This window comes from Roseovarius faecimaris (assembly GCF_009762325.1).
GTDB classification, from domain to species: domain Bacteria; phylum Pseudomonadota; class Alphaproteobacteria; order Rhodobacterales; family Rhodobacteraceae; genus Roseovarius; species Roseovarius faecimaris.
In genome coordinates this window covers 2940517-2965792 of record NZ_CP034348.1, presented here as the reverse complement: position 1 = coordinate 2965792, position 25276 = coordinate 2940517, and the positions used below count along the sequence as shown (strand labels likewise).

At 63.3% G+C, this 25276-nt stretch carries 22 protein-coding genes; 18 read left to right on the top strand and 4 right to left on the bottom strand.

Annotated elements, in window-relative coordinates; genetic code table 11:
• Positions 1-76: 76 nt before the first annotated feature.
• Positions 77-1717 carry an amidohydrolase gene (locus EI983_RS14955; protein WP_157708164.1) on the top strand — a complete coding sequence of 547 codons (1641 nt, stop codon included), beginning with the start codon at positions 77-79 and terminating at the stop codon, positions 1715-1717.
• Between the two features lie 12 nt (positions 1718-1729).
• On the opposite strand, the gene EI983_RS14950 is transcribed toward EI983_RS14955, so the two are convergent.
• A complete protein-coding gene (locus EI983_RS14950) occupies positions 1730-2563 on the bottom strand; it encodes a prephenate dehydratase (RefSeq protein WP_157708163.1) in 834 nt (277 codons plus the stop codon).
• Between the two features lie 196 nt (positions 2564-2759).
• Between EI983_RS14950 and EI983_RS19505 the strand changes: the two genes are divergently transcribed.
• From EI983_RS19505 to EI983_RS14920, 6 genes are all read left to right on the top strand, one after another.
• Entirely contained in the window at positions 2760-3665 is a 906-nt protein-coding gene (locus EI983_RS19505) for a c-type cytochrome (protein ID WP_343038611.1), read from the top strand.
• 180 nt (positions 3666-3845) lie between these two features.
• Positions 3846-5783, top strand: coding sequence for an extracellular solute-binding protein (locus tag EI983_RS14940; protein ID WP_157708161.1), 1938 nt, complete (start codon positions 3846-3848; stop codon positions 5781-5783).
• 74 nt (positions 5784-5857) lie between these two features.
• Positions 5858-6946, top strand: coding sequence for a microcin C ABC transporter permease YejB (locus EI983_RS14935; protein ID WP_157708160.1), 1089 nt, complete (start codon positions 5858-5860; stop codon positions 6944-6946).
• Positions 6947-7049: 103 nt separating this feature from the next.
• Positions 7050-8156, top strand: a complete 1107-nt coding sequence (locus EI983_RS14930; RefSeq protein ID WP_157708159.1) for an ABC transporter permease — start codon at positions 7050-7052, stop codon at positions 8154-8156.
• Positions 8153-9745 (top strand): ABC transporter ATP-binding protein, encoded by a 1593-nt coding sequence (locus tag EI983_RS14925; RefSeq protein ID WP_157708158.1) that lies wholly within the window; start codon positions 8153-8155, stop codon positions 9743-9745. The genes EI983_RS14930 and EI983_RS14925 overlap by 4 nt, the downstream gene beginning before the upstream one ends.
• The gene (locus EI983_RS14920) at positions 9742-10626 is read left to right on the top strand and encodes a sulfotransferase domain-containing protein (protein ID WP_198389309.1); all 885 of its coding nucleotides are present in this window, start codon (positions 9742-9744) and stop codon (positions 10624-10626) included. Before EI983_RS14925 ends, EI983_RS14920 begins: the two co-directional genes overlap by 4 nt.
• A gap of 75 nt (positions 10627-10701) precedes the next feature.
• Here EI983_RS14920 and hemN read toward each other — a convergent pair whose 3' ends face one another.
• Positions 10702-12057 (bottom strand): oxygen-independent coproporphyrinogen III oxidase, encoded by a 1356-nt coding sequence (hemN, locus tag EI983_RS14915; RefSeq protein ID WP_157708156.1) that lies wholly within the window; start codon positions 12055-12057, stop codon positions 10702-10704.
• 68 nt (positions 12058-12125) lie between these two features.
• Between hemN and fnrL the strand changes: the two genes are divergently transcribed.
• A complete protein-coding gene (gene fnrL / locus EI983_RS14910; protein WP_157708155.1) occupies positions 12126-12872 on the top strand; it encodes a transcriptional regulator FnrL in 747 nt (248 codons plus the stop codon).
• A 474-nt stretch (positions 12873-13346) separates the two neighbouring features.
• Here the strand turns inward: fnrL and EI983_RS14905 are convergent, their stop codons facing one another.
• Complete coding sequence (locus EI983_RS14905) at positions 13347-14186, bottom strand: universal stress protein (protein ID WP_157708154.1); 840 nt, start codon at positions 14184-14186, stop codon at positions 13347-13349.
• Positions 14187-14483: 297 nt separating this feature from the next.
• On the opposite strand from EI983_RS14905, the gene ccoN reads away from it, so the two are divergent.
• The 5 genes from ccoN to EI983_RS14880 all read left to right on the top strand — a co-directional run bounded on the left by ccoN (position 14484) and on the right by EI983_RS14880 (position 19609).
• Positions 14484-16088: a cytochrome-c oxidase, cbb3-type subunit I gene (gene ccoN, locus EI983_RS14900; RefSeq protein ID WP_157708153.1), complete on the top strand. Its 1605-nt coding sequence runs from the start codon at positions 14484-14486 to the stop codon at positions 16086-16088.
• A 16-nt stretch (positions 16089-16104) separates the two neighbouring features.
• Positions 16105-16833: a cytochrome-c oxidase, cbb3-type subunit II gene (gene ccoO, locus EI983_RS14895; protein ID WP_157708152.1), complete on the top strand. Its 729-nt coding sequence runs from the start codon at positions 16105-16107 to the stop codon at positions 16831-16833.
• A 13-nt stretch (positions 16834-16846) separates the two neighbouring features.
• Positions 16847-17041, top strand: a complete 195-nt coding sequence (locus EI983_RS14890; RefSeq protein ID WP_157708151.1) for a cbb3-type cytochrome c oxidase subunit 3 — start codon at positions 16847-16849, stop codon at positions 17039-17041.
• Positions 17042-17045: 4 nt separating this feature from the next.
• Positions 17046-17909 (top strand): cytochrome-c oxidase, cbb3-type subunit III, encoded by an 864-nt coding sequence (ccoP, locus tag EI983_RS14885; protein WP_157708150.1) that lies wholly within the window; start codon positions 17046-17048, stop codon positions 17907-17909.
• A gap of 227 nt (positions 17910-18136) precedes the next feature.
• A complete protein-coding gene (locus tag EI983_RS14880) occupies positions 18137-19609 on the top strand; it encodes a sensor domain-containing diguanylate cyclase (protein ID WP_157708149.1) in 1473 nt (490 codons plus the stop codon).
• A 138-nt stretch (positions 19610-19747) separates the two neighbouring features.
• Here EI983_RS14880 and EI983_RS19260 read toward each other — a convergent pair whose 3' ends face one another.
• Positions 19748-19903, bottom strand: coding sequence for a hypothetical protein (locus EI983_RS19260; RefSeq protein WP_198389308.1), 156 nt, complete (start codon positions 19901-19903; stop codon positions 19748-19750).
• 102 nt (positions 19904-20005) lie between these two features.
• Between EI983_RS19260 and EI983_RS14875 the strand changes: the two genes are divergently transcribed.
• The 5 genes from EI983_RS14875 (at position 20006) to ccoS (ending at position 25243) form a co-directional block, all read left to right on the top strand.
• Positions 20006-20887, top strand: coding sequence for a LysR family transcriptional regulator (locus tag EI983_RS14875; RefSeq protein ID WP_157708148.1), 882 nt, complete (start codon positions 20006-20008; stop codon positions 20885-20887).
• 207 nt (positions 20888-21094) lie between these two features.
• Entirely contained in the window at positions 21095-22423 is a 1329-nt protein-coding gene (gene ccoG, locus EI983_RS14870) for a cytochrome c oxidase accessory protein CcoG (protein WP_425500874.1), read from the top strand.
• Between the two features lie 2 nt (positions 22424-22425).
• A complete protein-coding gene (locus EI983_RS14865; RefSeq protein ID WP_157708146.1) occupies positions 22426-22887 on the top strand; it encodes a FixH family protein in 462 nt (153 codons plus the stop codon).
• Between the two features lie 5 nt (positions 22888-22892).
• The gene (locus tag EI983_RS14860) at positions 22893-25082 is read left to right on the top strand and encodes a heavy metal translocating P-type ATPase (protein ID WP_157708145.1); all 2190 of its coding nucleotides are present in this window, start codon (positions 22893-22895) and stop codon (positions 25080-25082) included.
• A gap of 2 nt (positions 25083-25084) precedes the next feature.
• Positions 25085-25243, top strand: coding sequence for a cbb3-type cytochrome oxidase assembly protein CcoS (ccoS, locus tag EI983_RS14855; RefSeq protein ID WP_157708144.1), 159 nt, complete (start codon positions 25085-25087; stop codon positions 25241-25243).
• Positions 25244-25276 lie beyond the last annotated feature (33 nt).

Sequence of the window (25276 nt, the reverse complement as noted above, 5' to 3'; positions counted from 1 at the left end):
GTCACGGCTCCGGCCCTTCGCGCCCGAGATGGCGCGGAGGGTCTCTTTGGGATAGACCCCGGCGGGGAGGGCAGAGATGGGTAACGGGCAGACGCTCTATAGTCGCGGCACGATCCTGACGATGGATGACGCACAGCCGAGTGTGGAGGCGGTGCTGACCGAGGGGGATCGTATCCTGGCGGTCGGCCCGGCGGAGGCGCTGCGCGCGCTGCTGTCGCCGGGGGCCGAAGAGGTCGATCTGGCCGGGCGCACGATGATGCCCGCCTTTATCGACCCGCATGGGCATTTTCCCGATCCCGGGTTCATCCGGCTGTTTCGGGTCGATCTGGCCGCGCCGCCGCGCGGGGACTGTGCCGATATGGCGACGGCCCTGGCGCGGCTGGCGCAGAAGGCGGCCGCGACGCCGCGCGGCGAGTGGGTGATGGGCGTTCTGTTCGACAATACCGCGATTGCCGAGGGCCGGATGCCGACGCGCGCGGAGCTGGACGCCGTCTCGACCGAGCATCCGGTCTGGGTGCTGCATGCGTCGGGCCATAATGGCGTGGCCAATTCCCATGCGCTGCGCAGGCAGGGGCTTGGCCGGAACACGCCGGACCCTGCCGGGGGCCGGTATGGGCGAGACCCGGAAACCGGCGCGCTGACCGGCCTCATCGAGGGGCTGTCGGCGATGGGCGAGATGGGCGACACCGATTTCCTGATCGACCGGGCGCGGTTCTGGCAAGGGTTCGACGCCTGCCGCGACGAGTATCTCGCGCATGGGGTGACCTATGCGCAGAACGCCTGGGCCACGCGCGAGATGCTGGAGCATTTTGCCAGTCTGCCCGAAGGGCGCGATCCGGGGATCGACCTGCTGTTGCTGCCCATTGGTGAGCTGGAGCCGGGTCTGAGCCAGGGTCCGGAGGCGTTTGACTGGCCGCCGAGCGCCTATGTCACGCTGGGTCCGCGCAAGCTGTTTACCGACGGGGCGTTTCAGCTTCAGACCGCTTTTCTGAGCAGGCCCTATCACAAGGTGTCGAACCCCGAGGCGCCCTGTGGCATGGCCTATACGGATCGCGAGGTGCTGTGTGCGGAGGTGCTCAAGCTGCACCGGATGGGCTTTCAGATCCATTGCCATTGCAATGGCGATGCGGGCAGCGAGGCCTTCATAGAGGCGGTCGCGGCCGCGCAGGCGGCGCATCCCCGGCAGGATCACCGGCACACGGTGATTCACGGGCAGGTGCTGCGCGAGGATCAGATGCGCCGCATGGTCGAGCTTGGCATGACGGTCAGCTTCTTCTCGGCTCATATCCATTTCTGGGGCGACCGGCATTACGATACCTTCCTAGGCCCGGAGCGGGCCGAGCGGATTTCGCCCGCGGGCACGGCCGAGCGGGTCGGGCTGCGCTATACGCTTCACAATGACGCCTCGGTGACGCCGACGCGGCCGCTGCACCTGGCGCATTGCGCGGTCAACCGCCGGACCGCGAGCGGGCGGTTGCTGGGCGAGGAGGAGAGAATCCCGGTTCTGTCGGCGCTGAAGGCGCAGACCATCGACGCCGCCTGGCAGGTGTTCCAGGAGGATCAGAGAGGCTCGATCACGCCGGGCAAGATCGCGGATTTCGCCATTCTGGACCGCAATCCGCTGATGCATGCGCAGGCCCTGGCCGATTGCACGGTTGTCGAGACGGTGCGGCGGGGCAAAGTGGCCTTTGCAAAGAGCACGCCGGTTCCGGCCTGACGAGGCGGCGGATCAGTGCCGCCCCGGATCGGCGGGATAGACGCCCAGCATGGTGATGTCGGAGGTGAAGTAGTCCAGTTCGTCCAGCGCGCGTTTCACTGCCGGATCCTCGGGGTGGCCTTCGATATCGGCATAGAACTGCGTGGCGCTGAACGAGCCGCCCACCATGTAGCTTTCCAGCTTGGTCATGTTCACGCCGTTGGTGGCGAACCCGCCCATCGCCTTGTAGAGCGCGGCGGGGATGTTGCGGACCTGGAAGACAAAGCTGGTCATCATCCCGTCCTCGCCGCGGCGCGTGTAATCGGGCGTTTGCGACATCACCAGAAAACGCGTGGTGTTGTTGCCTTCGTCCTCGATATGGCGGGCCAGCACGTCAAGCCCGTAAATCTCGCCCGCCAGTTCCGAGGCGAGAGCAGCCAGCGTCGGGTCGTCCTGTTCGGCGACATGGCGCGCCGAGCCGGCGGTGTCGGCGCCGGTGACGCGGTGGATGCCGTTGGCCTCCAGAAAGGCGCGGCACTGGCCCAGCAGCATGGTGTGGCTCATGGCGCGTTCGACCGTGTCCAGCGCGGTGCCGGGCAGGGCCAGCAGGTTGATATGCACGCGCACGAAAGCCTCGCCGATGATATGCAGCCCCGATTGCGGAAGCAGGTGGTGAATGTCGGCGACGCGTCCGAAGGTGGAGTTTTCGACCGGCAGCATGGCCAGTTCCGCCTCGCCCGAGCGGACCGCTTCCATCGCATCCTCGAAGGTGCGGCAGGGCAGGGCCTCCATCTCGGGATAGGTCTCATGGCAGGCCTGGTGCGAATAGGCCCCGAGCTCGCCCTGAAAGGCAATGCGTTTGGTCATCGGACGTGTTCCTGTTCCCTGGCCCGAGGTCGGGCGTTTGGTCGCGGAAACTACACCTTGCGCACCCGGGGGGGAAGCGGATACATACGCCCCCAGAAACTTGATATGGACGGGTCTTATGTTTGACACGATGACGATGACAAAGCTCGTAGGAGCTCTGTGCGGTGCACTCTTGGTTTTCCTGGTGGGCAAATGGGTGTCCGAATCGTTGTATGCGATGGGCGGTGGGCATGGCAAAGGCGATGATCACCATCAGGCTTATGTGATTGACACCGGCGACGATCATGGCGGCGACGAGGCGGCTGAAGAAGGCCCCGATCTGGCCACGCTTTATGCAGCGGCGGACGAAGCGTCGGGCGCCAAGGTGTTTGGCAAGTGCAAGGCCTGTCACAAGCTGGAAAAGGGCGAGAATGCCACCGGCCCCTACCTTTATGGTGTGGTCGGGCGTGACGTGGGCACGGCAGACGGCTTTGCCTATTCCGGCGCGATGCAGGCGGTGGCGCAGGTCTGGGGTGTGGAAGAGCTGAATGCCTTCCTGGAAAACCCCAAAGGCTTTGCGCCGGGCACCAAGATGGCCTTCTCGGGTCTGAAGAAGGCTGAGGACCGCGCGGATGTGATTCTGTATCTCGATCTGCTGGACGGCGACCGGGTCGAGCTGGCCTCGGCCCCGGCAGAGGAAGCGGCGGCAGAGCCTGCGGCGGAAGAAGCGGCCACCGAGGAAGCAGCGGCTGAGGAGCCTGCGGCAGAGGAAGCGGCCAGTGCCGATGCGGCGGGCTTTGCCGCCGTGGTCGCGGCTGCGGACGCGGACAAGGGCAAGAAGGTCTTCAACAAGTGCAAGGCCTGCCACAAGCTGGAAGACGGCAAGAACGGCGTCGGCCCGCACCTTTATGGTGTGGTCGGTCGCGCGGTCGACTCGGTGGACGGGTTCCGGTATTCGGGCAGCCTCTCGGCCGTGGCCGAAACCTGGACTGCCGACACGCTGAACGCCTTCCTGGAAAACCCGAAAGGCTTTGCGCCGGGCACCAAGATGGCCTTTGCCGGTCTGAAAAAGGAAGAGGACCGGGCCAACGTGATTGCCTATCTGGAGAGCGTGGCCAACTGATCCGCGCCTGAAAGCACCTTCAAAAGCCGCCGATCCGGTCCGGGTTGGCGGCTTTTTTGCGTCTGGCGGCCGGTTTGCCCGGCATGGCCCCGGATGAGCGCTTGAATGTGCCGCCGCCCCTTTCTACCTTGCGGTCGAGACAAAAAGCGCCACATCAAGGGGCGACAACAGGAGGTGAGTATGATCGACACCCGCAGGCGGGCCCAAAGCCGGGCCGACGCGAAGACGAACCCCATCCCCAGGATTGCCGCCCTTGTCACGCTGTCGCTGGCCGCACTTTGGGCGAGCCTTGCACTGGCGCAGGACAAGATCATCAAGAGCCACGGCTATTCCTATTTCGGTGATCTGACCTATCCGGCGGATTACACGCATTTCGACTATGTGAACCCCGACGCCCCCAAGGGGGGCGAGATCGCGCTTTATGCCCCGGGCACGTTTGATTCGATGAACCCCTATTCGCGCAAGGGCCGCGCCGGGCGCTATTCCTGGATGGTCTATGAAAGCCTTCTGGGCGAGATGCCGGCCAGCGGTGGCGGCGTGCCGGCGGATGTCTATGGCGAGGGCTATGGGCTTCTGGCCGAAAGCCTGGAATATGACGAGGGCAAGACCTGGGTCATTTTCAACATGCGCCCCGAAGCAAAGTTTGCCGATGGCACGCCGGTCACCGCGCATGACGTGGTGTTTTCGCATAACCTGTTTTTGGAGCAGGGGCTGAAAAGCTATGCCGAGGCGGTCAAGCGCCGGGTGTTGAGCGCAGAGGCGCTGGACGATCACCGGGTCAAGTTCACCTTCGCGGAAGGCATCTCGCGCCGGTCGCTGATTGATCAGGTGGGCGGCACGCCGGTGTTTCCGAAGAAATGGTATGAGGAAACCGGCGCGCGGCTGGATGAGCCGCGGCTGGATGCGGCGGTGGGCTCGGGGCCCTATCAGGTCTATTCGGTCGATGTGAACCGGCGGATCGTCTATGAGCGCAATCCCGATTACTGGGGCTGGCACCTGCCGATCAACAAGGGTCGGCATAACTTCGATATGATCCGGATCGAGTATTTCGCCGATGACAGCGCGGCGTTCGAGGCGTTCAAGGCGGGCGAATACACGTTCCGCGCCGAGAGCAATTCCAAGCAATGGGCGACGGGCTATGATTTTCCGGCGCTGAAGGACGGATGGGTCGTGAAAAAGGCGCTGCCCGATGGGACGCCGCCGACGCCGACCGGCATCGTTTTCAACCTCGGGCGGGAGACGCTGAAGGATGTGCGCGTGCGCAAGGCGCTGGCGCTCGCCTATAATTTCGAGTGGACCAATGAAAGCCTTCAGTTTGGCCTGTTCAAGCAGCGCCACTCCTTCGTGCAGGACAGCCCGTTGGAGGCCAAGGGGGTGCCGGAGGGGGCAGAGCTGGAGCTGCTGAAATCCCTCGGTGATGTGATCCCGCCGGAGATGCTGAGCGAAGAGGCGGTGATGGCGCACAGCTCCAAGCCCGAGCGGCTGAACGACCGGCGCAATCTGCGAAAGGCGATGAAGCTCTTGGACGAGGCGGGCTGGACCGTGGGCGATGATGGGTTGCGGCGCAATGCGGCGGGGGAGGTGCTGACCATCGACTTCCCGATCATCTCTTCTGGGGCGGCGACGCTGGGCGCGGTGGTGGAGAGCTATATCGGCAATCTGCAGAAGATGGGGGTCGACGCGAGTTATGAGAAGGTCGACCCGTCGCAATACACGCTGCGCAACCGGGAGCGCGATTACGATCTTGTCTTCGACAATTACCGCCCCTTCCTGGAGGCGGGCACGGGGCTGCACCAGATGTACGGCTCCAAGGAGGCGGCGTTCAGCCTGTTCAACCCGGCGGGGCTGGCCAGTCCGATGGTCGATGCGATTATCGACGCCTCGCTGGAAACCACCACGCGGGAGGATCAGGATGCGGCGCTGATGGCGCTGGACCGGGCGCTGCGCTATGAGCGGTTCATGATCCCGACCTGGTACAACCCCGAATACTGGGTGGCCTATTGGGATATGTATGAGCATCCCGAAGAGTTGCCCCGATACGCATTGGGCGTGCTGGATTTCTGGTGGTACAACGAAGAAAAGGCCGCGAAGCTGAAAGAGGCGGGGGCGCTCAGGTGAGCCGAGCACGCCAGGCGGACCGGGGTAAGGTGCGTGAGATCACGCACCCTACGGCAGTGGGGAGGGCTGACTGAGTGGGGGCCTATATCCTGCGGCGGCTGATGCTGATCCTCCCGACGCTGTTCGGGATTCTGGTGATCAATTTTGCCCTGGTGCAGTTCCTTCCGGGCGGGCCGGTGGAGCAGATGATCGCCAATATGCAGGGGCAGGGCGATGTGTTCGAAAGCTTCTCGGGGTCTGGCAACGATAGCGGGCAGGAGCTCGCGGCGGAGGTCGATAGCCGCTATATGGGCGCGCGGGGCCTGCCACCGGAGCTGATCAAGGAGCTGGAAGAGCAGTTTGGCCTCGACAAGCCGCCGCTGGAGCGGTTCCTCAACATGCTGTGGAATTACGCGCGGTTCGACTTTGGCGAGAGCTATTTCCGCAAGATCGAGGTGACCGAGCTGGTGCTGGAGAAGATGCCGGTGAGTATCTCGCTGGGGCTGTGGTCGACGCTGATTGCATATCTCATCTCGATCCCGCTGGGCATTCGCAAGGCGGTGCAAGACGGGACCTCCTTTGACAGCTGGACCTCGGGTATCATCATCGCGGCCTATGCGATCCCGGCCTTTCTGTTTGCGATCCTTCTGGTGGTGCTCTTTGCCGGGGGCAGCTATTGGCAGATTTTCCCGCTGAGGGGTCTGACCTCGGACAATTGGGAGCAATTGACGCTCTTTGGCAAGATCACCGATTATCTGTGGCACATCACGCTGCCGGTGGTGGCGTCGAGCATTTCGGCCTTCACCTTTCTGACGCTGCTCACGAAGAACAGTTTCCTCGACGAGATCAAGAAGCATTATGTGATGACCGCGCGGGCCAAGGGGCTGAGTGAAGGGCGGGTGCTTTATGGCCATGTCTTCCGCAACGGGATGCTGATCGTGATCGCGGGCTTTCCGGCGGCCTTCATGGGGGTGTTTTTTGGCAGCTCGCTTCTGATCGAGACGATCTTCTCTCTGGACGGGCTGGGGCGGCTGGGTTTTGAGGCAGCGCTGAGCCGGGATTATCCGGTGATGTTCGGCACGCTGTTCCTCTTTGGGCTTATCGGCCTTGTGGTCAATATCCTGAGCGACCTGATGTATGTGCTGGTCGATCCGCGCATCGATTTCGAGCGGCGGGAGGGGTGATGACCGTGTTGCGTGACATCAGCCCGATGTGGCTCCGGATGGGCGGTGGCCTAGAAAATTCGTACGAATTTTCTCGGGTCTGGTGGCGGAGGGGAGCACGGTAATGGCACTGTCTCCGCTCAACCAGCGCCGCTGGCGCAATTTCAAGCGCAACCGCCGCGCCTATTGGTCCTTGTGGATCTTCGCGGTGCTGTTCGGCGTCGCACTTTGTGCCGAGTTCGTGGCCAATGACAAGCCGATCCTGGTGAAGTACCAGGGCGAATTTTACATGCCGATCATGAAATTCTATCCCGAGACGGCCTTTGGCGGGGATTTCGAGACCGAGGCCGTGTACCGGGACCCGGAGGTGCGGTGCCTGATTGCCTCGGGTGGGCTGGAAGACTGTTTTGACGACCCGGAGGGCATTCTGGAAGATGCAGAGGATGGCGTGGTCAATGGCGAGACGATCAACAAGGGCTGGGCGCTGTGGCCGATCATCCCCTATAGCTATGACACCTCTGTGGACCGCCCCGGGGCGGCCCCGCTGCCCCCCGACGGCCAGAACCTGCTGGGCACGGATGACACCAAGCGCGATGTGCTGGCGCGGGTCATCTATGGCTTCCGGCTGTCGGTGATGTTCACGCTGATCGTGACGGCGGCCTGCACGGTGATCGGGATTTTCGCCGGGGCGCTGCAGGGGTATTTCGGCGGGCTGCTGGATCTGCTGTTCCAGCGGATCATCGAGATCTGGTCCTCGACGCCGCAGCTTTATGTGATCATCATCCTTTTCGCGATCCTGCCGCGAAGTTTCTGGCTTCTGGCGGGGATCGTGATTTTCTTTGGCTGGATTTCCTTTGTCGGCGTTGTACGGGCCGAGTTCCTGCGGGCGCGGAACCTGGAATATGTGCGCGCCGCGAAGGCGCTGGGGGTGAGCAACCTGACGATCATGTTCCGCCATATGCTGCCCAATGCGATGGTGGCGACGCTGACGATGATGCCCTTTGTCATCACCTCGATGATCAGCCTGCTGGCGGGGTTGGATTTTCTCGGCTTCGGGCTGCCTTCGACAGAGCCGTCGCTGGGCGAGCTGACATTGCAGGCCAAGCAGAACCTGCAGGCGCCCTGGCTGGCCTTTACCGCGTTTTTCGCCTTTGCCATCATGCTGTCGCTGCTTGTCTTCATCTTCGAAGGCGTGCGGGATGCGTTTGACCCCAGGAAGACGTTTTCATGAGCCTGCTGGAGGTCAACAACCTTGGCATCGCGTTCCGCCAGGACGGGCAGACCGTGGCCTGCGTTCACGGGATCAGCTTTACCGTGGACCGGGGCGAGACGGTGGCGCTGGTGGGTGAAAGCGGCTCGGGCAAGTCGGTGACGGCGCTTTCCACCGTGTCCCTGCTTGGGGCGAATGCGGAGGTGCAGGGCTCGGTCAAATATGACGGGCAGGAGATGGTCGGCGCCGATGAGAGGCTGCTGCGCAAGGTGCGGGGCAACGATATCAGCTTCATCTTTCAGGAGCCGATGACCTCGCTCAACCCGCTGCACACGCTGGAAAAGCAGATCAGGGAGAGCCTGGAGCTGCATCAGGGGCTGACCGGGGACGCCGCCCGCGAGCGGATCATCGAATTGTTGACCAAGGTGGGCATCCGCGACCCTGAAAGCCGGCTGACTGCGCTGCCGCATCAGTTGAGCGGCGGGCAGCGGCAGCGGGTGATGATCGCCATGGCGCTGGCCAACAAGCCCGACATCCTGATCGCGGACGAGCCGACCACGGCGCTGGATGTGACGATCGAGGCGCAGATCCTGGAGCTGCTGGCGGAGTTGAAGCGCCGCGAGAATATGGGGCTTCTTTTCATCACCCATGATCTGGGCGTGGTGGAACGGATCGCCGACAAGGTCTGTGTGATGAAGGACGGGATGATCGTCGAGACGGGCCCGACGAAGGAGATCTTTGCCAATCCGCAGCATCCCTATACGCAAAAGCTGTTGGCCGCAGCACCGTCGGGTGCGCCGGAGCCGGTGCCGCAGAAGGCGAAAACGCTGATCGAGACGCAGAACCTGAAGGTCTGGTTTCCGATCCAGCGCGGGTTCCTCAAGCGGACGGTGGGCCATGTGAAGGCCGTCAATGACGCGACGATCACCGTGCGCGCAGGCGAGACGCTGGGCATCGTGGGCGAGAGCGGGTCCGGCAAGACGACGCTGGCGCTGGCGATCATGCGGCTGATCGGCTCGGAGGGCGGTCTGCGATTTGATGGCGAGGATGTGCATGGCTGGTCCACACGCGCGCTGCGCCGCCGCCGGGCGGATATGCAGATTGTGTTTCAGGACCCGTTCGGGAGCCTCTCCCCGCGCATGACCTGCGAGCAGATCATTGCAGAGGGGCTCGGCGTGCATGGCGACCGGGGCGACGGGCGGCCCAGGCGCGATCTGGTGGCCGAGGTGATGCGCGAGGTGGAGCTGGACCCCGCGATGATGCACCGTTATCCGCATGAGTTTTCAGGCGGGCAGAGGCAGCGGATCGCGATTGCGAGGGCAATGATCCTGCGGCCCAAGATGGTGGTGCTGGATGAGCCGACAAGCGCGCTGGATATGACGGTGCAGGTGCAGATCGTGGACCTGTTGCGCGCATTGCAGAAGAAATACGGGCTGGCCTATCTGTTCATCAGTCATGATCTGAAGGTGGTACGGGCGATGAGCCACAAGATGATCGTGATGAAGCAGGGCGATATCGTGGAGGCGGGCACGGCGCAGGATGTGTTCGAACGGCCCCGCACGGAATATACGCGGACCTTGCTGAGTGCGGCGCTGGATACGGGGCGGTGAGCGCCGCCCGTCCCCGCAGCATGACCGGATTTCTGGCCGCCACGGCGCGCTTTGCGACCGGGGAGGGATATGCGAAGGGGCTGCGCTTCCGGCCGAGGGCGTCGGACGTGATCATTTCACCTTATGCCAAATGCGGCACCACCTGGATGCAGCAGATCGTGCACGGGCTGCGCACGGGCGGCGACATGGCGTTTGCCGAGATCACGGAAGTGGTGCCGTGGATCGAACTGGCGCATGACCTGGGGATTGATCTGGAGGCCGAACAGGCGGCGGAGCCACGGGCCTTCAAGAGCCACCTGCGATGGCAGGAGGTGCCGAAAGGCGCGCGCTATATCGTCGTGTTCCGCGACCCGCTGGATGCGTTCCTGTCCTTTTTCCGGTTCATGGAGGGATGGTTCTTTGAGAGGGGGATGATTTCGGTCGAGGCATTCGGCGACTATGTGCTGAGCCGCCCGGAGGAAGACAGCTATTGGGGGCATGCGGCCTCGTGGTGGGCCGAGCGCGACCGCGAGGAGGTGATGCTCTTGAGCTATGAGCGGATGAAGCGCGATCTGCCCGGCGTGGTGGCGGATGTGGCGCGGTTCATCGGGGTGAAGGCGGATCAGGCGCGGCTGGATGTGGCGACAGAGCAGGCGGGTTTTGCCTTCATGAAGGCCCATGCCGGGCAGTTCGACGATAACCTGGTGCGCGCGGCGAGGGATGCCGCCTGTGGCCTGCCAGAGGGCGGGGCGTCGAACAAGGTGAGTGACGGCAAGGCCGGGCGCGGCCGGGCGGAGGTGAGCGATGCCTTGCGGGCACGGTTCGCCGAGCGCTGGCAGGAGAGCCTGGGCGCGCATCATGGGCTGGCGGATTACCAGGCGCTTTCCGAGGCGCTGGGCTGACCCAACCGGCAAGAGCCACGCCCGCTCCGGATTGGTAGCGGGTCAATGGCGTGCTGGCGGGGCCGTAAGAGTGGCTCAGATGGCCGAGCTGTGGCCCGCCATGCTCAGGTCATAGGCGTCAAAGCTGCGGGCGATCATCCGGGTGAGGGGCTGCGCCGCATGGGGGATATGCAGCCCTTCATCGGAGAGGTTGAGCAGGCCCGGGAAGGCGTCCGAGGTGTCCTTGAGCATCTTGCGCAGCTTGGCGACCGGGGTGCCGAATGTGTTGTGCAGCTCCTCGACCGATACGAAGAAATCGCACATCAGCGCTTCGATCATGCGGGCGCGAAGCTTGTCCTCACCGGCAAAGACATGGCCCCGTGCCGTGGAAAAGCGCCCGTCGCGGATCGCTGCGGTATGGGCGCCCGTGGCCGGTGCGTTCTGAGCATAACCCTGCGGGAAGCGCGAGATGGACGAGGCGCCGACGCCGATCAGAACCTCGGCGGTGTCGTCGGTATAGCCCTGGAAATTCCGCCGCAGCGTGCCTGCTTTCAACGCCCGGCTCAGCCCGTCCTCGGGGCGCGCGAAATGGTCGATGCCGATCGCGTCATAGCCGTCCCACATGAACAGGCGGCGGGCGGTATCAAAGAGCTCCAGCCGTTCCTCGGGGGTGGGCAGGCGATCCGAGGGGATCATCTGCTGGCGCTTGGCCATCCAGGGCACATGCGCATAGCCATAGAGCGCCACGCGGTCCGGGTTGAGCGACAGAAGTTTCTGGACGCTTTCGGTGATGCGCGCCTTGGACTGGTCGGGCAGACCGAACAGGATATCGGCGTTCAGGCTCTCGACGCCCACGGCGCGGATGTCCTCGGCCACCTTGCGGGTGATGTCGTAGCCCTGAATCCGGCCGATCGTGTTCTGAATCTCGGGGTCGAAATCCTGCACGCCGATCGAAGCGCGGGTCATGCCCGCGCGGGCCAATGCCTGCAGGCGATCCGAATCAAGTTCGCAGGGATCGATCTCGACCGAAAATTCGGTGTTATCGGCGAAGGGGGCTACATCCTTGACCGCCTCGGCCAGCGCGGTGATCATCCCGGCATCGAGCAAGGTCGGTGTGCCGCCGCCCCAGTGGAGCCGCGACAAGGTGACGCCCCGGGGCAGATGCGCCTTCAGAAGCGCAAGCTCGGATTTAAGTGTTTCCACATAGGAGGCAACCGGCGTCAGGGTCTGTGTGCCCTGGGTGCGGCAGGCGCAAAACCAGCATAAACGCCTGCAAAACGGCACATGCACGTAGAGCGAGATTTGGGCGCCTTCCGGGATCTTTGCGATCCAGGAGGCAAAAACGTCGCCTCCGACACCCGGCTTGAAATGCGGGGCGGTCGGGTAGCTGGTGTAGCGTGGCACTTTTGCGTCAAAGAGACCCAGTTTGCCCAGTTGTGCTTTTGTTGTCATGCGCATACCTTTAGGGGCGCGGACGGAAATTACTTTGACACAGATCAAGTGTCGGAAAGGGGGCGGGGATGCCTCAGGAACACGCTGAAGTCTTCTCTCGCAATTGCGGAGAGTGCCCCATCCGTCATCGTGCGGTTTGCGCGCGGTGCGAGCCTGATGAGCTCGCCGAGCTCGACATGATCAAGTATTACCGCAGCTTTGAGGCGGGTCAGACGATCATCTGGTCCGGAGATCAGATGGATTTCGTGGGCTCGGTCGTCTCCGGCATCGCGACGCTGACCCAGACGATGGAGGACGGGCGCACGCAGATGGTGGGCCTGCTGCTGCCGAGCGATTTCGTTGGCCGTCCGGGCCGGGGGGCCGCGGCCTATGACGTGGTGGCCACCTCGGATCTGGTGATGTGCTGCTTCCGCAAGGCGCCGTTCGAAGAGATGATGGGGCGCACGCCGCATATCGCCCAGCGTCTGCTGGAGATGACGCTGGACGAGCTGGACGCCGCACGGGAATGGATGCTGGTGCTGGGCCGCAAGACCGCGCGCGAGAAGATCGCGTCGCTTCTGTCGATCATCGCGCGGCGCAATGCCACGCTGAACATGCAGGGGCCGAAAGGGCAGATGGTGTTCGATCTGCCGCTGACCCGCGAGGCGATGGCCGATTATCTGGGCCTGACGCTGGAAACGGTGAGCCGCCAGGTCTCGGCGCTGAAGCGCGACGGGGTGATCGAGCTGAAGGGCAAGCGGCATGTCACCGTGCCCGATTTCGAGCGCCTGCTGGATGAGGCGGGCGACGACAGCGATGGCGGGATGCTGGCCTGACACGCTCTGAGCGCCGCGGCGCTTGAGCGGGACGCGATGGCGCGTCAAACGGAGTGGCATCGCCGCGCTGAGCCCTTGGCGGACATTGCCAGTTTTCACGATGAGAGGCCAACGTCAGGCCCCGGACTGGCGATCCTGACCTTTGATCGATTGCGCTTTATGTTGGCCAAGCACCTCCACAGACTGTTCGACGCGCTTGTGTCTGCCATATCGCCAGGCCAAGGGGGGGCCTGACGATGGCCGGGGCCTTCGGCCTGTTAACCGGCTAGGTACGCAGATCAAACGTCCGCTCCGTCCACAAACCGGATTGCTGATTACGGTCGTGCATGCGCTGGTTTAGCCCAAAAGAGGGCAAATGAAGGGGCTGCGTCGCTCAGCCGTTGCGGGCGTTTGCAAGGAAAGCGAGGCGAACCACACGCGAGATTTTCCCCGCGCGTGGCCGCCGTGCCAGGACCGTTGCCCCGGAGCGCTTTGTCAATGTGCCATCAGAACGGGCACTGTCGACGTCTCGAGCAAGTCGCGGGTGGCGCCGCCAAATACGGCCTCGCGCACCCGGCTGTGGCCATAGGCTCCCATCACGACGAGATCGGCGCCGATATCGGCCACGTGGCGGCTGAGCACGTCGGAGATACGCGGCAATGTCTTGGACAGCACCTCCACCTGCACTGTCACGCCATGACGGGCCAGATATTGCGATAAAAGCCCGCCCGGATCCGAGCGGTTGGGCCCGTGGGTCGGCGGGTCGATCACAACCACATGCACCTTGTCGGCCGCTTTCAGAAGCGGCATGGCGGCGCGGGTGGCGTTGAGCGCCTCGGCGCTTTCGTTCCAGGCGATCACCACATTGTTGAAGCGCGGCTCGGGGGCGGAACCGGCGGGCAGGATCAGCGCCGGCGTGCTGCCTTCGAAGAGCGTGGCTTCGGTGATGGTTTCCAGTTCGATCCCACGGTCCTCGCCATAGGGCTGGGGCAGAATCACCAGATCGGAGAATCGCGCCCGGGCGGCGATCAGCCGGTTAAGACTGATCAGCTGCGTCATGCCGGTTTCGATCGCCCAGAGCAGGCTCTCTCCGTCCAGTATGGCGCGGGCGGCGGCGTCGATCTCGGCCGAGAGATCCTGCGCGCGTTCGATGGAATCCTGCAGCACGATGGCAGAGGCCCCGGCGTAGTAATATCCGGTCTGGGTCTGATCGACCCCGAGACAGAGCACATCGAGATGCGCGTCATGGGTCTGCGCTGCCGCGATGGCGTGGCGCAGCGTGTCCTTCACCAGGGCGGGGTCGGTCAATACACAATAAAGGCTCGAATAGGTCATGGCGGTTCCCTTTCTCCAAGTCGGTTTGAATAGTTTATCACCGCGCGGGGCCGCCCACTTTGATCCCTGTCAATAGATGAGCGCCAAGCTGTTCTTTTAAAAGGAAAAGCCGCGAATGACTTGATATTTCGCAGTTTTATGCAGTGCCTGCGGCAAGGGCGCGCAGTCAGCAGAAACCGGGAATTCTTGATTCAGATCAAGGCAGCCCCGCGCGCGACATATCAATACAGCCTCAGTCCAGACCCCCGCGCGCGGCAATTGTGAGTCGTGCGAGGTAAAGAGACGAAGGAACGGGATATGACAAACTATATAAAGCTGATCGTGTTGGGTGTGATCGCGCTTTTTGCGCTGATTGCGGCCAATTACGCTCGCGACCTGGCCTATATGGTCAATGCGCTGACCATCGCTCTGGTGGCCGGCGTGCTGTTCGTGTGGACGCTGCGCCACACGGATGAACCGAAACCCAATGTGGACCTGTCCGGTGAATATATGGACGGGGTGATCCGCTATGGGGTGATCGCCACCGCGCTCTGGGGCGTCGTGGGCTTTCTGGTGGGCACGATCATCGCCTTCCAGCTGGCCTTTCCGGTGCTCAACTTCGAATGGGCGCAAGGCTATCTGAATTTCGGGCGGCTGCGTCCGCTGCACACATCGGCGGTGATCTTCGCCTTTGGCGGCAACGCCCTGCTCTGTACCTCGTTCTATGTCGTTCAGCGGACCTCGGCGGCGCGCCTTTGGGGCGGGAACCTCGCCTGGTTCGTTTTCTGGGGGTATCAGCTGGTGATCGTCCTGGCGGCGACGGGCTATCTGCTCGGGGCGACGCAGGGCAAGGAATATGCCGAGCCGGAATGGTATGTCGATATCTGGCTGACCATCGTCTGGCTGGCCTATCTGGCCGTCTTCGTCGGCACGCTGGTGAAGCGCAAGGAGCCGCATATCTACGTGGCCAACTGGTTCTTCCTCAGCTTCATCCTGACGGTGGCGATGCTGCACCTCTTCAACAACCTGAGCATTCCGGTTTCGATCTGGGGCTCCAAATCGGTGCAGGTCTTCAGTGGCGTGCAGGATGCGATGACGCAATGGTGGTATGGCCACAACGCGGTGGGCTTCTTCCTGACCGCGGGCTTCCTTGGCATGATGTACTACTTCGTGCCGAAGCAGGCCGAGCGGCCGGTCTTCAGCTACAAGCTCAGCATCATTCACTTCTGGGCGCTGATCTTCCTTTATATCTGGGCCGGTCCGCACCACCTGCATTATACCGCGCTGCCTGACTGGGCGTCGACGCTGGGCATGGTGTTCTCGGTGATCCTGTGGATGCCCTCCTGGGGTGGCATGATCAACGGTCTGATGACGCTTTCGGGCGCCTGGGACAAGCTGCGCACCGACCCGGTGATCCGGATGATGGTGATCTCGGTCGGGTTCTACGGCATGTCCACCTTCGAGGGTCCGATGATGTCGATCCGCGCGGTCAACTCCCTGTCGCACTATACCGACTGGACCATTGGCCACGTGCATTCCGGCGCTCTGGGCTGGAACGGCATGATCACCTTTGGCTGCCTCTACTTCCTGGTGCCGAAACTGTGGAACAAGGAACGGCTCTATAGCCTGCGCCTTGTGAGCTGGCACTTCTGGCTCGCCACGATCGGGATCGTGCTCTACGCCGCCTCGATGTGGGTGACGGGGATCATGGAAGGCCTGATGTGGCGTGAAGTGGATGCCAATGGCTTCCTCGTGAACTCCTTCGCCGACACCGTGAGTGCCAAGCTGCCGATGTACATCGTGCGGGGCCTGGGCGGCGTGCTGTTCATCACCGGCGCAATCATCATGTGCTACAACCTTTACATGACGGCCAGACGGAGCCCTGCGGTGGAAACCGACAACTCCGTTGTCCCGGCTGAATAAGAGGAGGGACAATAGAATGGCTATCCTAGACAAACACGCAGTACTGGAGAAGAACGTCACATTGCTGGCAATCTTCGCCTTCCTGGTGGTGACCATCGGCGGCATCGTGCAGATCGCACCGCTCTTCTACCTGGAAAACACCATCGAGGATGTGGAGGGCATGCGCCCCTACACCCCGCTGGAGCTTGCCGGGCGCGATATCTACATCCGGGAGGGCTGCTATGTCTGCCACTCCCAGATGATCCGCCCGATGCGCGACGAGGTGGAGCGCTATGGCCACTACAGCCTTGCCGCTGAAAGCCAGTATGATCATCCGTTCCAGTGGGGCTCCAAGCGGACCGGGCCGGACCTGGCCCGCGTCGGTGGGCGCTATTCGGACGAATGGCATGTGGACCATTTGCGCAACCCGCAATCGGTGGTGCCGGAATCGGTGATGCCCAAATACGGCTATCTCGAACGCCGGATGATCGACGGGAAGTACATCGCGGACTCGCTGAAGACCCATCGCTTTGTGGGCGTGCCCTATACCGAAGAGATGATCGAGAACGCGCAGGCCGACTTTGCCGTGCAGATCGACCCTTTCGGTGACACGGACGGGCTCGTGGAGCGCTATGGCGAGAAGGTCAACATCCGCAATTTCGACGGCAATGACGGAATTTCGGAGGCCGATGCGCTGATCGCCTATCTGCAGATGCTGGGCACGCTGGTCGATTTCTCGACCTTCACGCCCGTGGCCAGCCGGTAAGGGAGGAGGACCGATGGAAACCTATTCCCTGCTGCGCGAATTCGCAGATAGCTGGATGCTCCTGGCGCTGTTCGTCTTCTTCGTGGCCATGGTGATCTGGGTCTTCAGACCCGGATCCACCAAGACCTATGAGAACCCGGCGAACATCCCCTTCCGGCATGAAGACAAGCCTGCGCCCGTGCGCAGCGCCGACGCCAAGGAGGCGTAAGACGATGGCAAACGAAAAGAAGACAAACAAGGACGGGTACTCGACCACCGGGCATGAGTGGGACGGTATCGAAGAGTGGAACAACCCTTTGCCGCGCTGGTGGCTGTGGATCTTCTACGCCTGTATCGCCTGGGGGATCTGGTATGTGATCGCTTACCCGGCCTGGCCGATGCTGAGCGGGGCGACCGAAGGCTACAAGGGCTGGTCGACGCGCGCCAATGTGGCCGCCGAGATCGCCGAGGCCGAGGCCGCCAATGCCGAGATCAACGCCAAGCTGGCCGCGACCGAGCTGACCGAGATCAGCGCAGACCCGGAGCTGCAGGGCTATGCCTCTTCGGCCGGGGCCGCCGTGTTCCGCACCTGGTGTGCGCAATGCCACGGCTCGGGCGCTGCCGGCGCCAAGGGCTATCCGAACCTGCTGGACAATGACTGGCTCTGGGGCGGCACGATCGAGGATATTCATACCACGATCAGCCACGGCATCCGCAATGAAGAGGATGACGATGCACGCTATTCCGAGATGCCGGTCTTTGGTGAAATCCTGGAGGCGGAAGAGATCGATCAGGTGGTCAACTACGTGATGTCGCTCTCGGGTGAGCCGGTGGATGCCGAGAAAGCCAAGGCGGGCGAGACCGTCTTTGCCGACAATTGCGCGGCCTGCCACATGGAGGACGGCACCGGGGACATCTATCAGGGTGCACCCAACCTGGCCGATGCGATCTGGCTCTATGGCGGGGATTACGACACGCTCGTGGAAACCGTGACCTACAGCCGCTACGGGGTGATGCCGCCCTGGACCGAGCGCCTGTCGGAGGCCGAGCTGCGCGCTGTGGCGGCCTATGTCCACCAACTGGGCGGCGGCGAATAAGCCCCGCCTGACAAAGACACCCGCCTGCAGTCCCTTGCGGGCGGGTCAGCACCGGTCCCGCTGATCTGTTCGCGCGTTTCCAGGGTGGACCGGTGCACCTTTTCGGGCACCGAAAACCGCATCTTTCCGACTGCGTCACGGCCTTTGGCTATCGTTTTTTAAGCTAATTTTAGTAAACGTCGTTCATCTCTACTCAGCGTGTCAAAACTCTTAAAAGGAGCAATGCGGTGAGTTCTGGAGAAAGGGAGCGGCCGGACCCGGCCCGATCAGAGGCGATTGCCAAGACAGCGCAGGTATTTGGCGAATTGAAAGAGGCGGTGATCCTCGCCGATACCGACAGGCGTATCACCTGGGTGAACCAGGCGTTTACCGAGTTGATGGGGTATACGCTTGATGATCTGCGAGGGCGCAAGACCGAGATCCTCTATGATCGCACCCGCGATAACGCACAGATTGGCCGCACCCGCCATTACACCAGCCGTGCCCCGGTAAAGCCCGATTACATGGTCAATTACCGCCACAAGGCGGGCCGCCTGATCCGAAGCGAGACGATTGGCTGGGCGGTGCGGGACAAGGCCGGTGAGGTGATCGGATTTGCCGCGCTGATCCGCGATATGGATGAGCTGCTTGATCTGCATGATGTGATGTCGCGGCTTTACGATGTGTCGTCCAGCCAGGACATGAGCGGGCAGGAAAAAATCCATGCGATCATGCGGATCGGCTGTGAGTATTTCCGCCTGCCCACAGCGATGGTCACGCAGGTGCAAGGTGGGCAATGCACTGTTTTACATGCTCAATCCACGATTGTGGATCTGTCGGCAGGGATGCAGTTCGCCCTGTCCGACATGTTTTGCGGGCTCGCGCTGAGCGAGGATGGGCCGTTAACCATTGCCGACGCGCATCGTGGCGGTTTTCCGGCATTGGGCTGTATCGCGGGGCTGAACCAGCGGTGTTATATCGGCATTCCGCTGACGGTGGACAAAGAGCGGTTCGGGACGCTGAGTTTTTCAAGCCCGATCGCGCGCTCGGCCTTCAGCGCCGAGGAGGTGGACCTGATCAAGCTCTTTGCTGCCTGGGTCGCGCAGGAGATCGCCATCACCCGGGCCTGTGAGGAACTGAGCCGGGCCGCCTCGACCGACTGGCTGACCAGGGCGGCCTCGCGGCGGCAGTTTCAGCCCGATCTGGAAGCAGCGCTGGTGGAATATTGCACCAGCGGGCGGCAGGCGAGCCTGCTGATGATCGACATTGATCATTTCAAACAGATCAATGACCGGTTCGGCCATGCTGCCGGAGATATGGCGCTGCGCGAACTGGCGGAGCGTCTGCGCAGGCTGCTGCCCTTCGGGGGCAGGCTCTATCGGATCGGCGGAGAGGAGTTTGCCTGTCTGCTGCCCGACCACGCGGTTGGCGAGGCGCGAGAGCTGGCTTTGCAGATGCGGGAGGCGGTGGCCCGGATGCGGCTGCATCAGCCCGGGGGCGACCTGCGGTTTACCGTCAGCCTTGGCATCGCCGCGCTGCACCGGGGGCTGACGGTGCCGGATGCGTGGCTGTCCGAGGCCGATGCCGCACTTTACGCCGCAAAGACGGCGGGAAGGAACCGGGTGGCCTGTGCCGGAACGGACCAGGTGCGCGACATGTTCGGGCCGGGCCGGACCTCGGCCTCCCGTCGGCTGAAACTGGTCGGCACGCGCGGCGCCTAGGGCCGCACGTGCCTGCCGCATCAGCGGCGCGGAGGCAGGGGATCGGGCGGGAGAGCGGCCCATCTGCGTCCGCGCCAGGGCCAGCGGCGCGTCGCGCGGCGCGCCGGGTGGCCCAGATAGGCATCGACCAGGTCAGGATCAATCACGGCGCCGCGCGGTCAGATGCGCCTCCATCTCGGCATTGCGGCGGTTATCGAACCGTTCGCTAGGGGCCCAGTGCGAATGATTGTCCCGCTGCTCCGACGGTGTGTTCCGCGTCGCAGTCATGAAAGAATTTGCGAAGATGTTCAGCATGGTCCGTCCTTTCCGTATCTCGTTTTACTCATTTGAATATGGATTGAACCCTGCCATAATGCGACTCAGGAAGTTTTCTAATATGTAAGGAAAAATTACATAATGGATTGGCTGACCATGCCCCCGCTGACCGCGCTGCGCGCCTTTTCGGCGCTGGCCGAGACGGGCTCTGCCGTGGCGGCGGGGGCGCGGCTGAATGTCAGCCACGCGGCGATCAGCCAGCAGATCAAGGCGCTGGAGGCGCATATGGGGCTGAAGCTCGTGGACCGGTCCGGGCGGCAGTTGCAGCTTTCGCCGGAGGGGACGCATCTGGCCGAGGCGCTGAAGCTTGGCTTCGGGGCGATTGCGCGCGCGGTGGAGGAGTTGACCACGGCCGATGCGGACCGGCCGCTGCAGATCACCACCACGCCGGGATTTGCGGCGCAATGGCTGATGCCGCGCATGCTGGACTTTCGGCACCGGCACCCGGATGTGGATGTCATGATCAACCCGACGCCCGAACGCGTTCCGCTGGAGCCGGGGGGGATCGACATTGCCATCCGCTATGGCACGGGCGACTGGTCCGGGGTCGATGTGAGCCCGCTTTTCATTTCGCCGCTGGTGGTGGTGGCGGCCCCGGCGCTGATCGATGGCCGCGACATCCGAGAGCCTGCGGACCTGCTGGATCTTCCCTGGGTGCAGGAGTTCGGGACTTCTGAATCAACCGACTGGCTGCGGCGGCGCGGGTTGAGCGGCGTGCGCGCGGGGGCGATGATGCAGGTGCCGGGCAATCTGCTTCTTGAAGGGGTGCGTCAGGGGCAGGGGGTGTCGCTGACGGTGTTGCACTGGGTGGAGGATGACATTCGGGCCGGGCGGCTCCGGCTGCTTTTCGAGGAACCGGAGGAAACGGGCTATTTCATCGTCACCCGCCCCGGTCCGTTGCGGCCCAAGGCCCGGGCCTTTGCGAACTGGCTGCGCCGCTGCGCGACGGCACGCGACGAATAACCTCAATGCAAAAGTCAGAAATTGACTCATATCAAAGCTGCACCCCGGCAATCCTGCCAAAAGGGCGCTGATCTTGATCAAGTTATCCGGAGTTTTTTACCTGTGGCAAATGCAGAGCCATCGTCGCCGCCGAGCCTTTATGCGGCCCGTGAACCCGTTTTTCCCAAGAAGGTCAGCGGCAAATTCCGTAACCTGAAATGGGTCATCATGATTGTGACCCTGGGGATTTACTATCTGACCCCATGGATTCGCTGGGACCGGGGGCCCAACCTGCCGGATCAGGCGGTGCTGGTGGATCTGGCGAACCGGCGGTTCTTTTTCTTCTGGATCGAGATCTGGCCGCATGAGTTCTATTTCATTGCCGGGCTTCTGGTGATGGCGGGTCTGGGGCTGTTTCTGTTTACCTCGGCGCTGGGGCGGGTGTGGTGTGGATATGCCTGCCCGCAGACGGTGTGGACGGACCTCTTTATCCTCGTGGAACGCTGGATCGAGGGCGACCGCAACGCGCGTCTGCGCCTGCACCGGCAGAAGAAATGGGATGTGCGCAAGGCGCGGATCCGGCTGACGAAATATATCGTGTGGATCCTGATCGCGGCGGCCACCGGGGGGGCGTGGGTGTTCTATTTCGCAGATGCGCCGACGCTTCTGGTCGATCTGTTCACGCTGAATGCGCATCCGATTGCCTACACGACGGTGGGGATTCTGACGGCGACGACCTTTTTCTTCGGCGGTGTGGCGCGCGAGCAGGTCTGCATCTATGCCTGCCCCTGGCCCCGTATTCAGGCGGCAATGATCGACGAGGACACGCTGATCGTCGGCTACCGCGAATGGCGGGGCGAGCCGCGCAAGCATTCGGAAGAGGTGAAGGCGGGTGCGGAGCAGGGCGATTGCATCGACTGCATGGCCTGCGTCAATGTCTGCCCGGTGGGGATCGACATCCGCGACGGTCAGCAGCTGGAATGTATCACCTGCGCGCTGTGTATTGATGCCTGTGACGACATCATGGAAAAGATCGGCAAGCCGCGCGGGCTGATCGACTATATGGCGCTGACCGATGAGACGCTGGAGCGGGAGGGCAAGCCGCCCAAGCCGATCATCAAGCATATCCTGCGGCCGCGCACGATCATGTATACATCGCTGTGGTCGCTGGTGGGCGTTCTGCTGGTCTTTGCGCTGTTCATCCGCGCCGATATCGAGATGACCGTCGCACCCGTGCGCAACCCGACCTATGTCGTGCTGTCCGACGGGTCGATCCGCAACACCTATGAGGTGCGCCTGCTGAACAAGCATGGCGAGGACCGGCCGTTCCGCCTGTCGGTCAAGGGCGATCCGGCGATCCGGCTGCAACTGGAAGGCACGCCCTATGATACGGTGGACGTGCCTGCCGACACCACGAAGCTGCAACGGGTTTACCTGGTGGCGGCCCCGGGGGCAGCGGCGGCACAGGTCGAGCGGACCGATGTGCGGCTCTGGGTCGAGGATATCTCGAACGGCGAGCGCGCTTATAAGGACACCATTTTCAACGGGGTGGAATGATGATGACCAAGACGGAAAAACAGATCACGGGGCGCCATGTCTTTATTGGCTTTGCGGCGGCCTTTTCGGTGATCATCGCGGTCAACCTGCTTCTGGCCTTTTCGGCGGTAAAGACCTTTCCGGGGCTGGAGGTGAAGAACTCTTATGTTGCGAGCCAGCAATTTGACGAACGCCGCGATGCGCAGCTTGCCCTGGGCTGGACGGTGGAGGCGCATCACAAGGACGGGCTGCTGACGCTGTCCATTACCGATGCAAGCGGTCAGCCGGTGAAAGCGGCGAAACTGCATGCGGTGCTGGGCCGTGCGACCCATGTGAAGGAAGACAGCGAGCCTGTGTTCTATTTCGATGGGCAGGTCTATTCGGCCCCGGTCGAGCTGGGCGGGGGCAACTGGAATATCCGCATGGTGGCGCTGGCCGAAGACGGCACTGAGTTTCGTCAGCGCGTCGTGCTGATCAAGGACTGACGCGTATGACCGCGACGATGCGCCCTCCCTCTGCGTCGGCCTGTCCGGCCTGCGTGGCCGCCCCGGCGGCAGAAGCGCTGGCCGAGAGCGCGGCGCCAACGGAGGCGCAGATTGCCCTGTCGCTGCCGACGATCCATTGCGCGGCCTGTATCTCGAAGGTGGAAAAGGGGCTTGCCGCGCATCCCGGCGTGCGTTCGGCGCGGGTGAACCTGACCCTGAAACGCGCCAGTATCGAGGCCGAACCGGACGTGACCGCGCAGGAGATGGCCGAGTATGTCGAGAGCCTGGGCTATGAGGCGCATGAGCTGGACGCGGGGACTCTGAACGCGACGGCCACCGACAAGGCCGGGCGCGATTTGCTGATGCGGCTGGCGGTGGCGGGCTTTGCCAGCATGAACGTGATGCTGCTGTCGGTCTCGGTCTGGTCCGGGGCGGAGGCGGCGACGCGCGACATGTTCCACTGGATTTCCGCGGCGATTGCCCTGCCGACCATTGCCTTTTCCGGTCAGCCGTTCTTCCGCAATGCCTGGGGGGCGCTGCGGCAGGCGCGGCTGAACATGGATGTGCCGATCACGCTGGCCATTCTGCTGGCGGTGGTGACATCGCTGTGGGAGACCGCGCTGAGCGGGGAACATGCCTATTTCGATGCGGCGCTGACGCTGACCTTCTTCCTGCTGGCGGGGCGGTACCTGGATCATCGCACGCGCGCGATTGCGCGTTCAGCCGCGGAAGAGCTGACGGCGCTGGAAGTGCCGCGCGCCCTGCGGGTGAACGGGGGCATCGAAGAACAGGTGAACGTGGCCGAGCTGGCCGTGGGCGACCGCGTGCTGGTGCGTCCGGGCGGGCGGATGCCAGTGGATGGTGTGATCATCGAGGGCATGTCCGAGCTGGACCGGTCGCTGCTGACCGGAGAGACGCTGCCGGTGCTGGCGCAGCCGGGGCAGGAGGTATCGGCAGGGGAGGTGAACCTGACCGGGCCGCTGACGGTTCAGGCGCGCGCGGTGGGGCGCGACACCTCGCTGCATCAGATGGCGGATCTGGTGGCCATCGCGGAAAGCGGCCGTTCGCGCTATACCTCGCTTGCTGACAAGGCGGCGAAGCTTTATGCGCCCGGCGTGCATATCCTGTCGGCGCTGGCCTTTGTGGGCTGGTATCTCTACACGTTCGACCTTCGCACGGCGCTGAATATCGCGGCGGCGGTGCTGATCATCACCTGCCCCTGTGCGCTGGGTCTGGCGGTGCCGGCGGTGACCACGGCGGCGAGCGGGCGGCTCTTTCGCCGCGGCATGCTGATCAAGCACGAAACCGCACTGGAGCGGCTGGCAGAGGTCGATGCGGTGGTGTTTGACAAGACCGGGACACTGACCTCGGGCGCGCCGGAGCTGGAGCATCCCGGCACATATCCCAAACAGCCGATGCGCGTGGCCTATGCGCTGGCGCAAGGGTCGTCGCATCCGCTGGCGCGGGCCCTGGCGCGGGCGGCAGAGGCGAGGGGGCTGACCCCCGCGCGGGTGAGCGAGATCACGGAGGTGCCGGGCTATGGCGCCAAGGGCATGTGGAACGGGCAGGAGGTGCGGCTGGGCCGGGCAAGCTGGACCGGGGCCACTCCGGGCGCGCAGACGGCGGCGCATCTGAGCATCGAGGGACAGGCGCCGGTGAGCTTCACCTTCGTGGATCAGCTGCGCGACGGGGCCGAGGAGGCCGTGGCCGCGTTGCAGGCGGCGGGCAAGAAAACCTATCTGATGTCGGGCGATACGACCCCTGCCGTGGAGGCGCTGGCCAAGCGGCTGGGGATCACGCATTGGATGGCCGAGGCGCTGCCTGCGGACAAATCCGCGCGCATTCAGGCGCTGACCGAAGAGGGCGCGCGGGTGCTGATGGTGGGTGACGGGCTCAATGACACCGCGGCACTGGCGGCGGCGCATGTGTCGATCTCGCCTGCGAGCGCGCTGGATGCGGCGCGGGTGGCGAGCGATATCGTGCTTCTGGGCGGGGACCTCAGCCCGATTTCCGAAGCCTGCGACACCGCCCGGAGCGCGACACGGCGCATTCGCGAGAATTTCCGGATCGCCACGGTCTATAACGTCATCGCGGTGCCGCTGGCGGTGGCGGGGCTCTGCTCGCCGCTGATCGCGGCCTTGGCGATGTCGGCCTCTTCGATTACCGTGTCCCTGAACGCGCTGCGCCTGAGGTAGAGATGAACGTCCTGGCTTATCTGATCCCGATTTCGCTGTTTCTGGGTACGGTGGGGCTGATTGCCTTTGTCTATACGGTGCGCTCGAACCAGTATGACGACCCGGAGGGCGACGCGCGGCGTATTCTCAACACCGATTACGACGACAAGCCGAAACGCTGAAGGTGATGGCCCCGGATCAGGTCGGGGGCGGGA

Bases quoted from the DNA above. Each gene is read 5' to 3' on its own strand.
- EI983_RS14955 (WP_157708164.1), top strand. From the start codon at position 77: ATGGGTAACGGGCAGACGCTCTATAGTCGCGGCACGATCCTGACGATG.
- EI983_RS14950 (WP_157708163.1), bottom strand. From the start codon at position 2,563: ATGACCAAACGCATTGCCTTTCAGGGCGAGCTCGGGGCCTATTCGCAC.
- EI983_RS14940 (WP_157708161.1), top strand. From the start codon at position 3,846: ATGATCGACACCCGCAGGCGGGCCCAAAGCCGGGCCGACGCGAAGACG.
- EI983_RS14930 (WP_157708159.1), top strand. From the start codon at position 7,050: ATGGCACTGTCTCCGCTCAACCAGCGCCGCTGGCGCAATTTCAAGCGC.
- EI983_RS14925 (WP_157708158.1), top strand. From the start codon at position 8,153: ATGAGCCTGCTGGAGGTCAACAACCTTGGCATCGCGTTCCGCCAGGAC.
- hemN (WP_157708156.1), bottom strand. From the start codon at position 12,057: ATGACAACAAAAGCACAACTGGGCAAACTGGGTCTCTTTGACGCAAAA.
- fnrL (WP_157708155.1), top strand. From the start codon at position 12,126: ATGCCTCAGGAACACGCTGAAGTCTTCTCTCGCAATTGCGGAGAGTGC.
- EI983_RS14905 (WP_157708154.1), bottom strand. From the start codon at position 14,186: ATGACCTATTCGAGCCTTTATTGTGTATTGACCGACCCCGCCCTGGTG.
- ccoN (WP_157708153.1), top strand. From the start codon at position 14,484: ATGACAAACTATATAAAGCTGATCGTGTTGGGTGTGATCGCGCTTTTT.
- ccoO (WP_157708152.1), top strand. From the start codon at position 16,105: ATGGCTATCCTAGACAAACACGCAGTACTGGAGAAGAACGTCACATTG.
- EI983_RS14890 (WP_157708151.1), top strand. From the start codon at position 16,847: ATGGAAACCTATTCCCTGCTGCGCGAATTCGCAGATAGCTGGATGCTC.
- ccoP (WP_157708150.1), top strand. From the start codon at position 17,046: ATGGCAAACGAAAAGAAGACAAACAAGGACGGGTACTCGACCACCGGG.
- EI983_RS19260 (WP_198389308.1), bottom strand. From the start codon at position 19,903: ATGCTGAACATCTTCGCAAATTCTTTCATGACTGCGACGCGGAACACA.
- EI983_RS14875 (WP_157708148.1), top strand. From the start codon at position 20,006: ATGGATTGGCTGACCATGCCCCCGCTGACCGCGCTGCGCGCCTTTTCG.
- ccoG (WP_425500874.1), top strand. From the start codon at position 21,095: ATGATTGTGACCCTGGGGATTTACTATCTGACCCCATGGATTCGCTGG.
- EI983_RS14865 (WP_157708146.1), top strand. From the start codon at position 22,426: ATGACCAAGACGGAAAAACAGATCACGGGGCGCCATGTCTTTATTGGC.
- EI983_RS14860 (WP_157708145.1), top strand. From the start codon at position 22,893: ATGACCGCGACGATGCGCCCTCCCTCTGCGTCGGCCTGTCCGGCCTGC.
- ccoS (WP_157708144.1), top strand. From the start codon at position 25,085: ATGAACGTCCTGGCTTATCTGATCCCGATTTCGCTGTTTCTGGGTACG.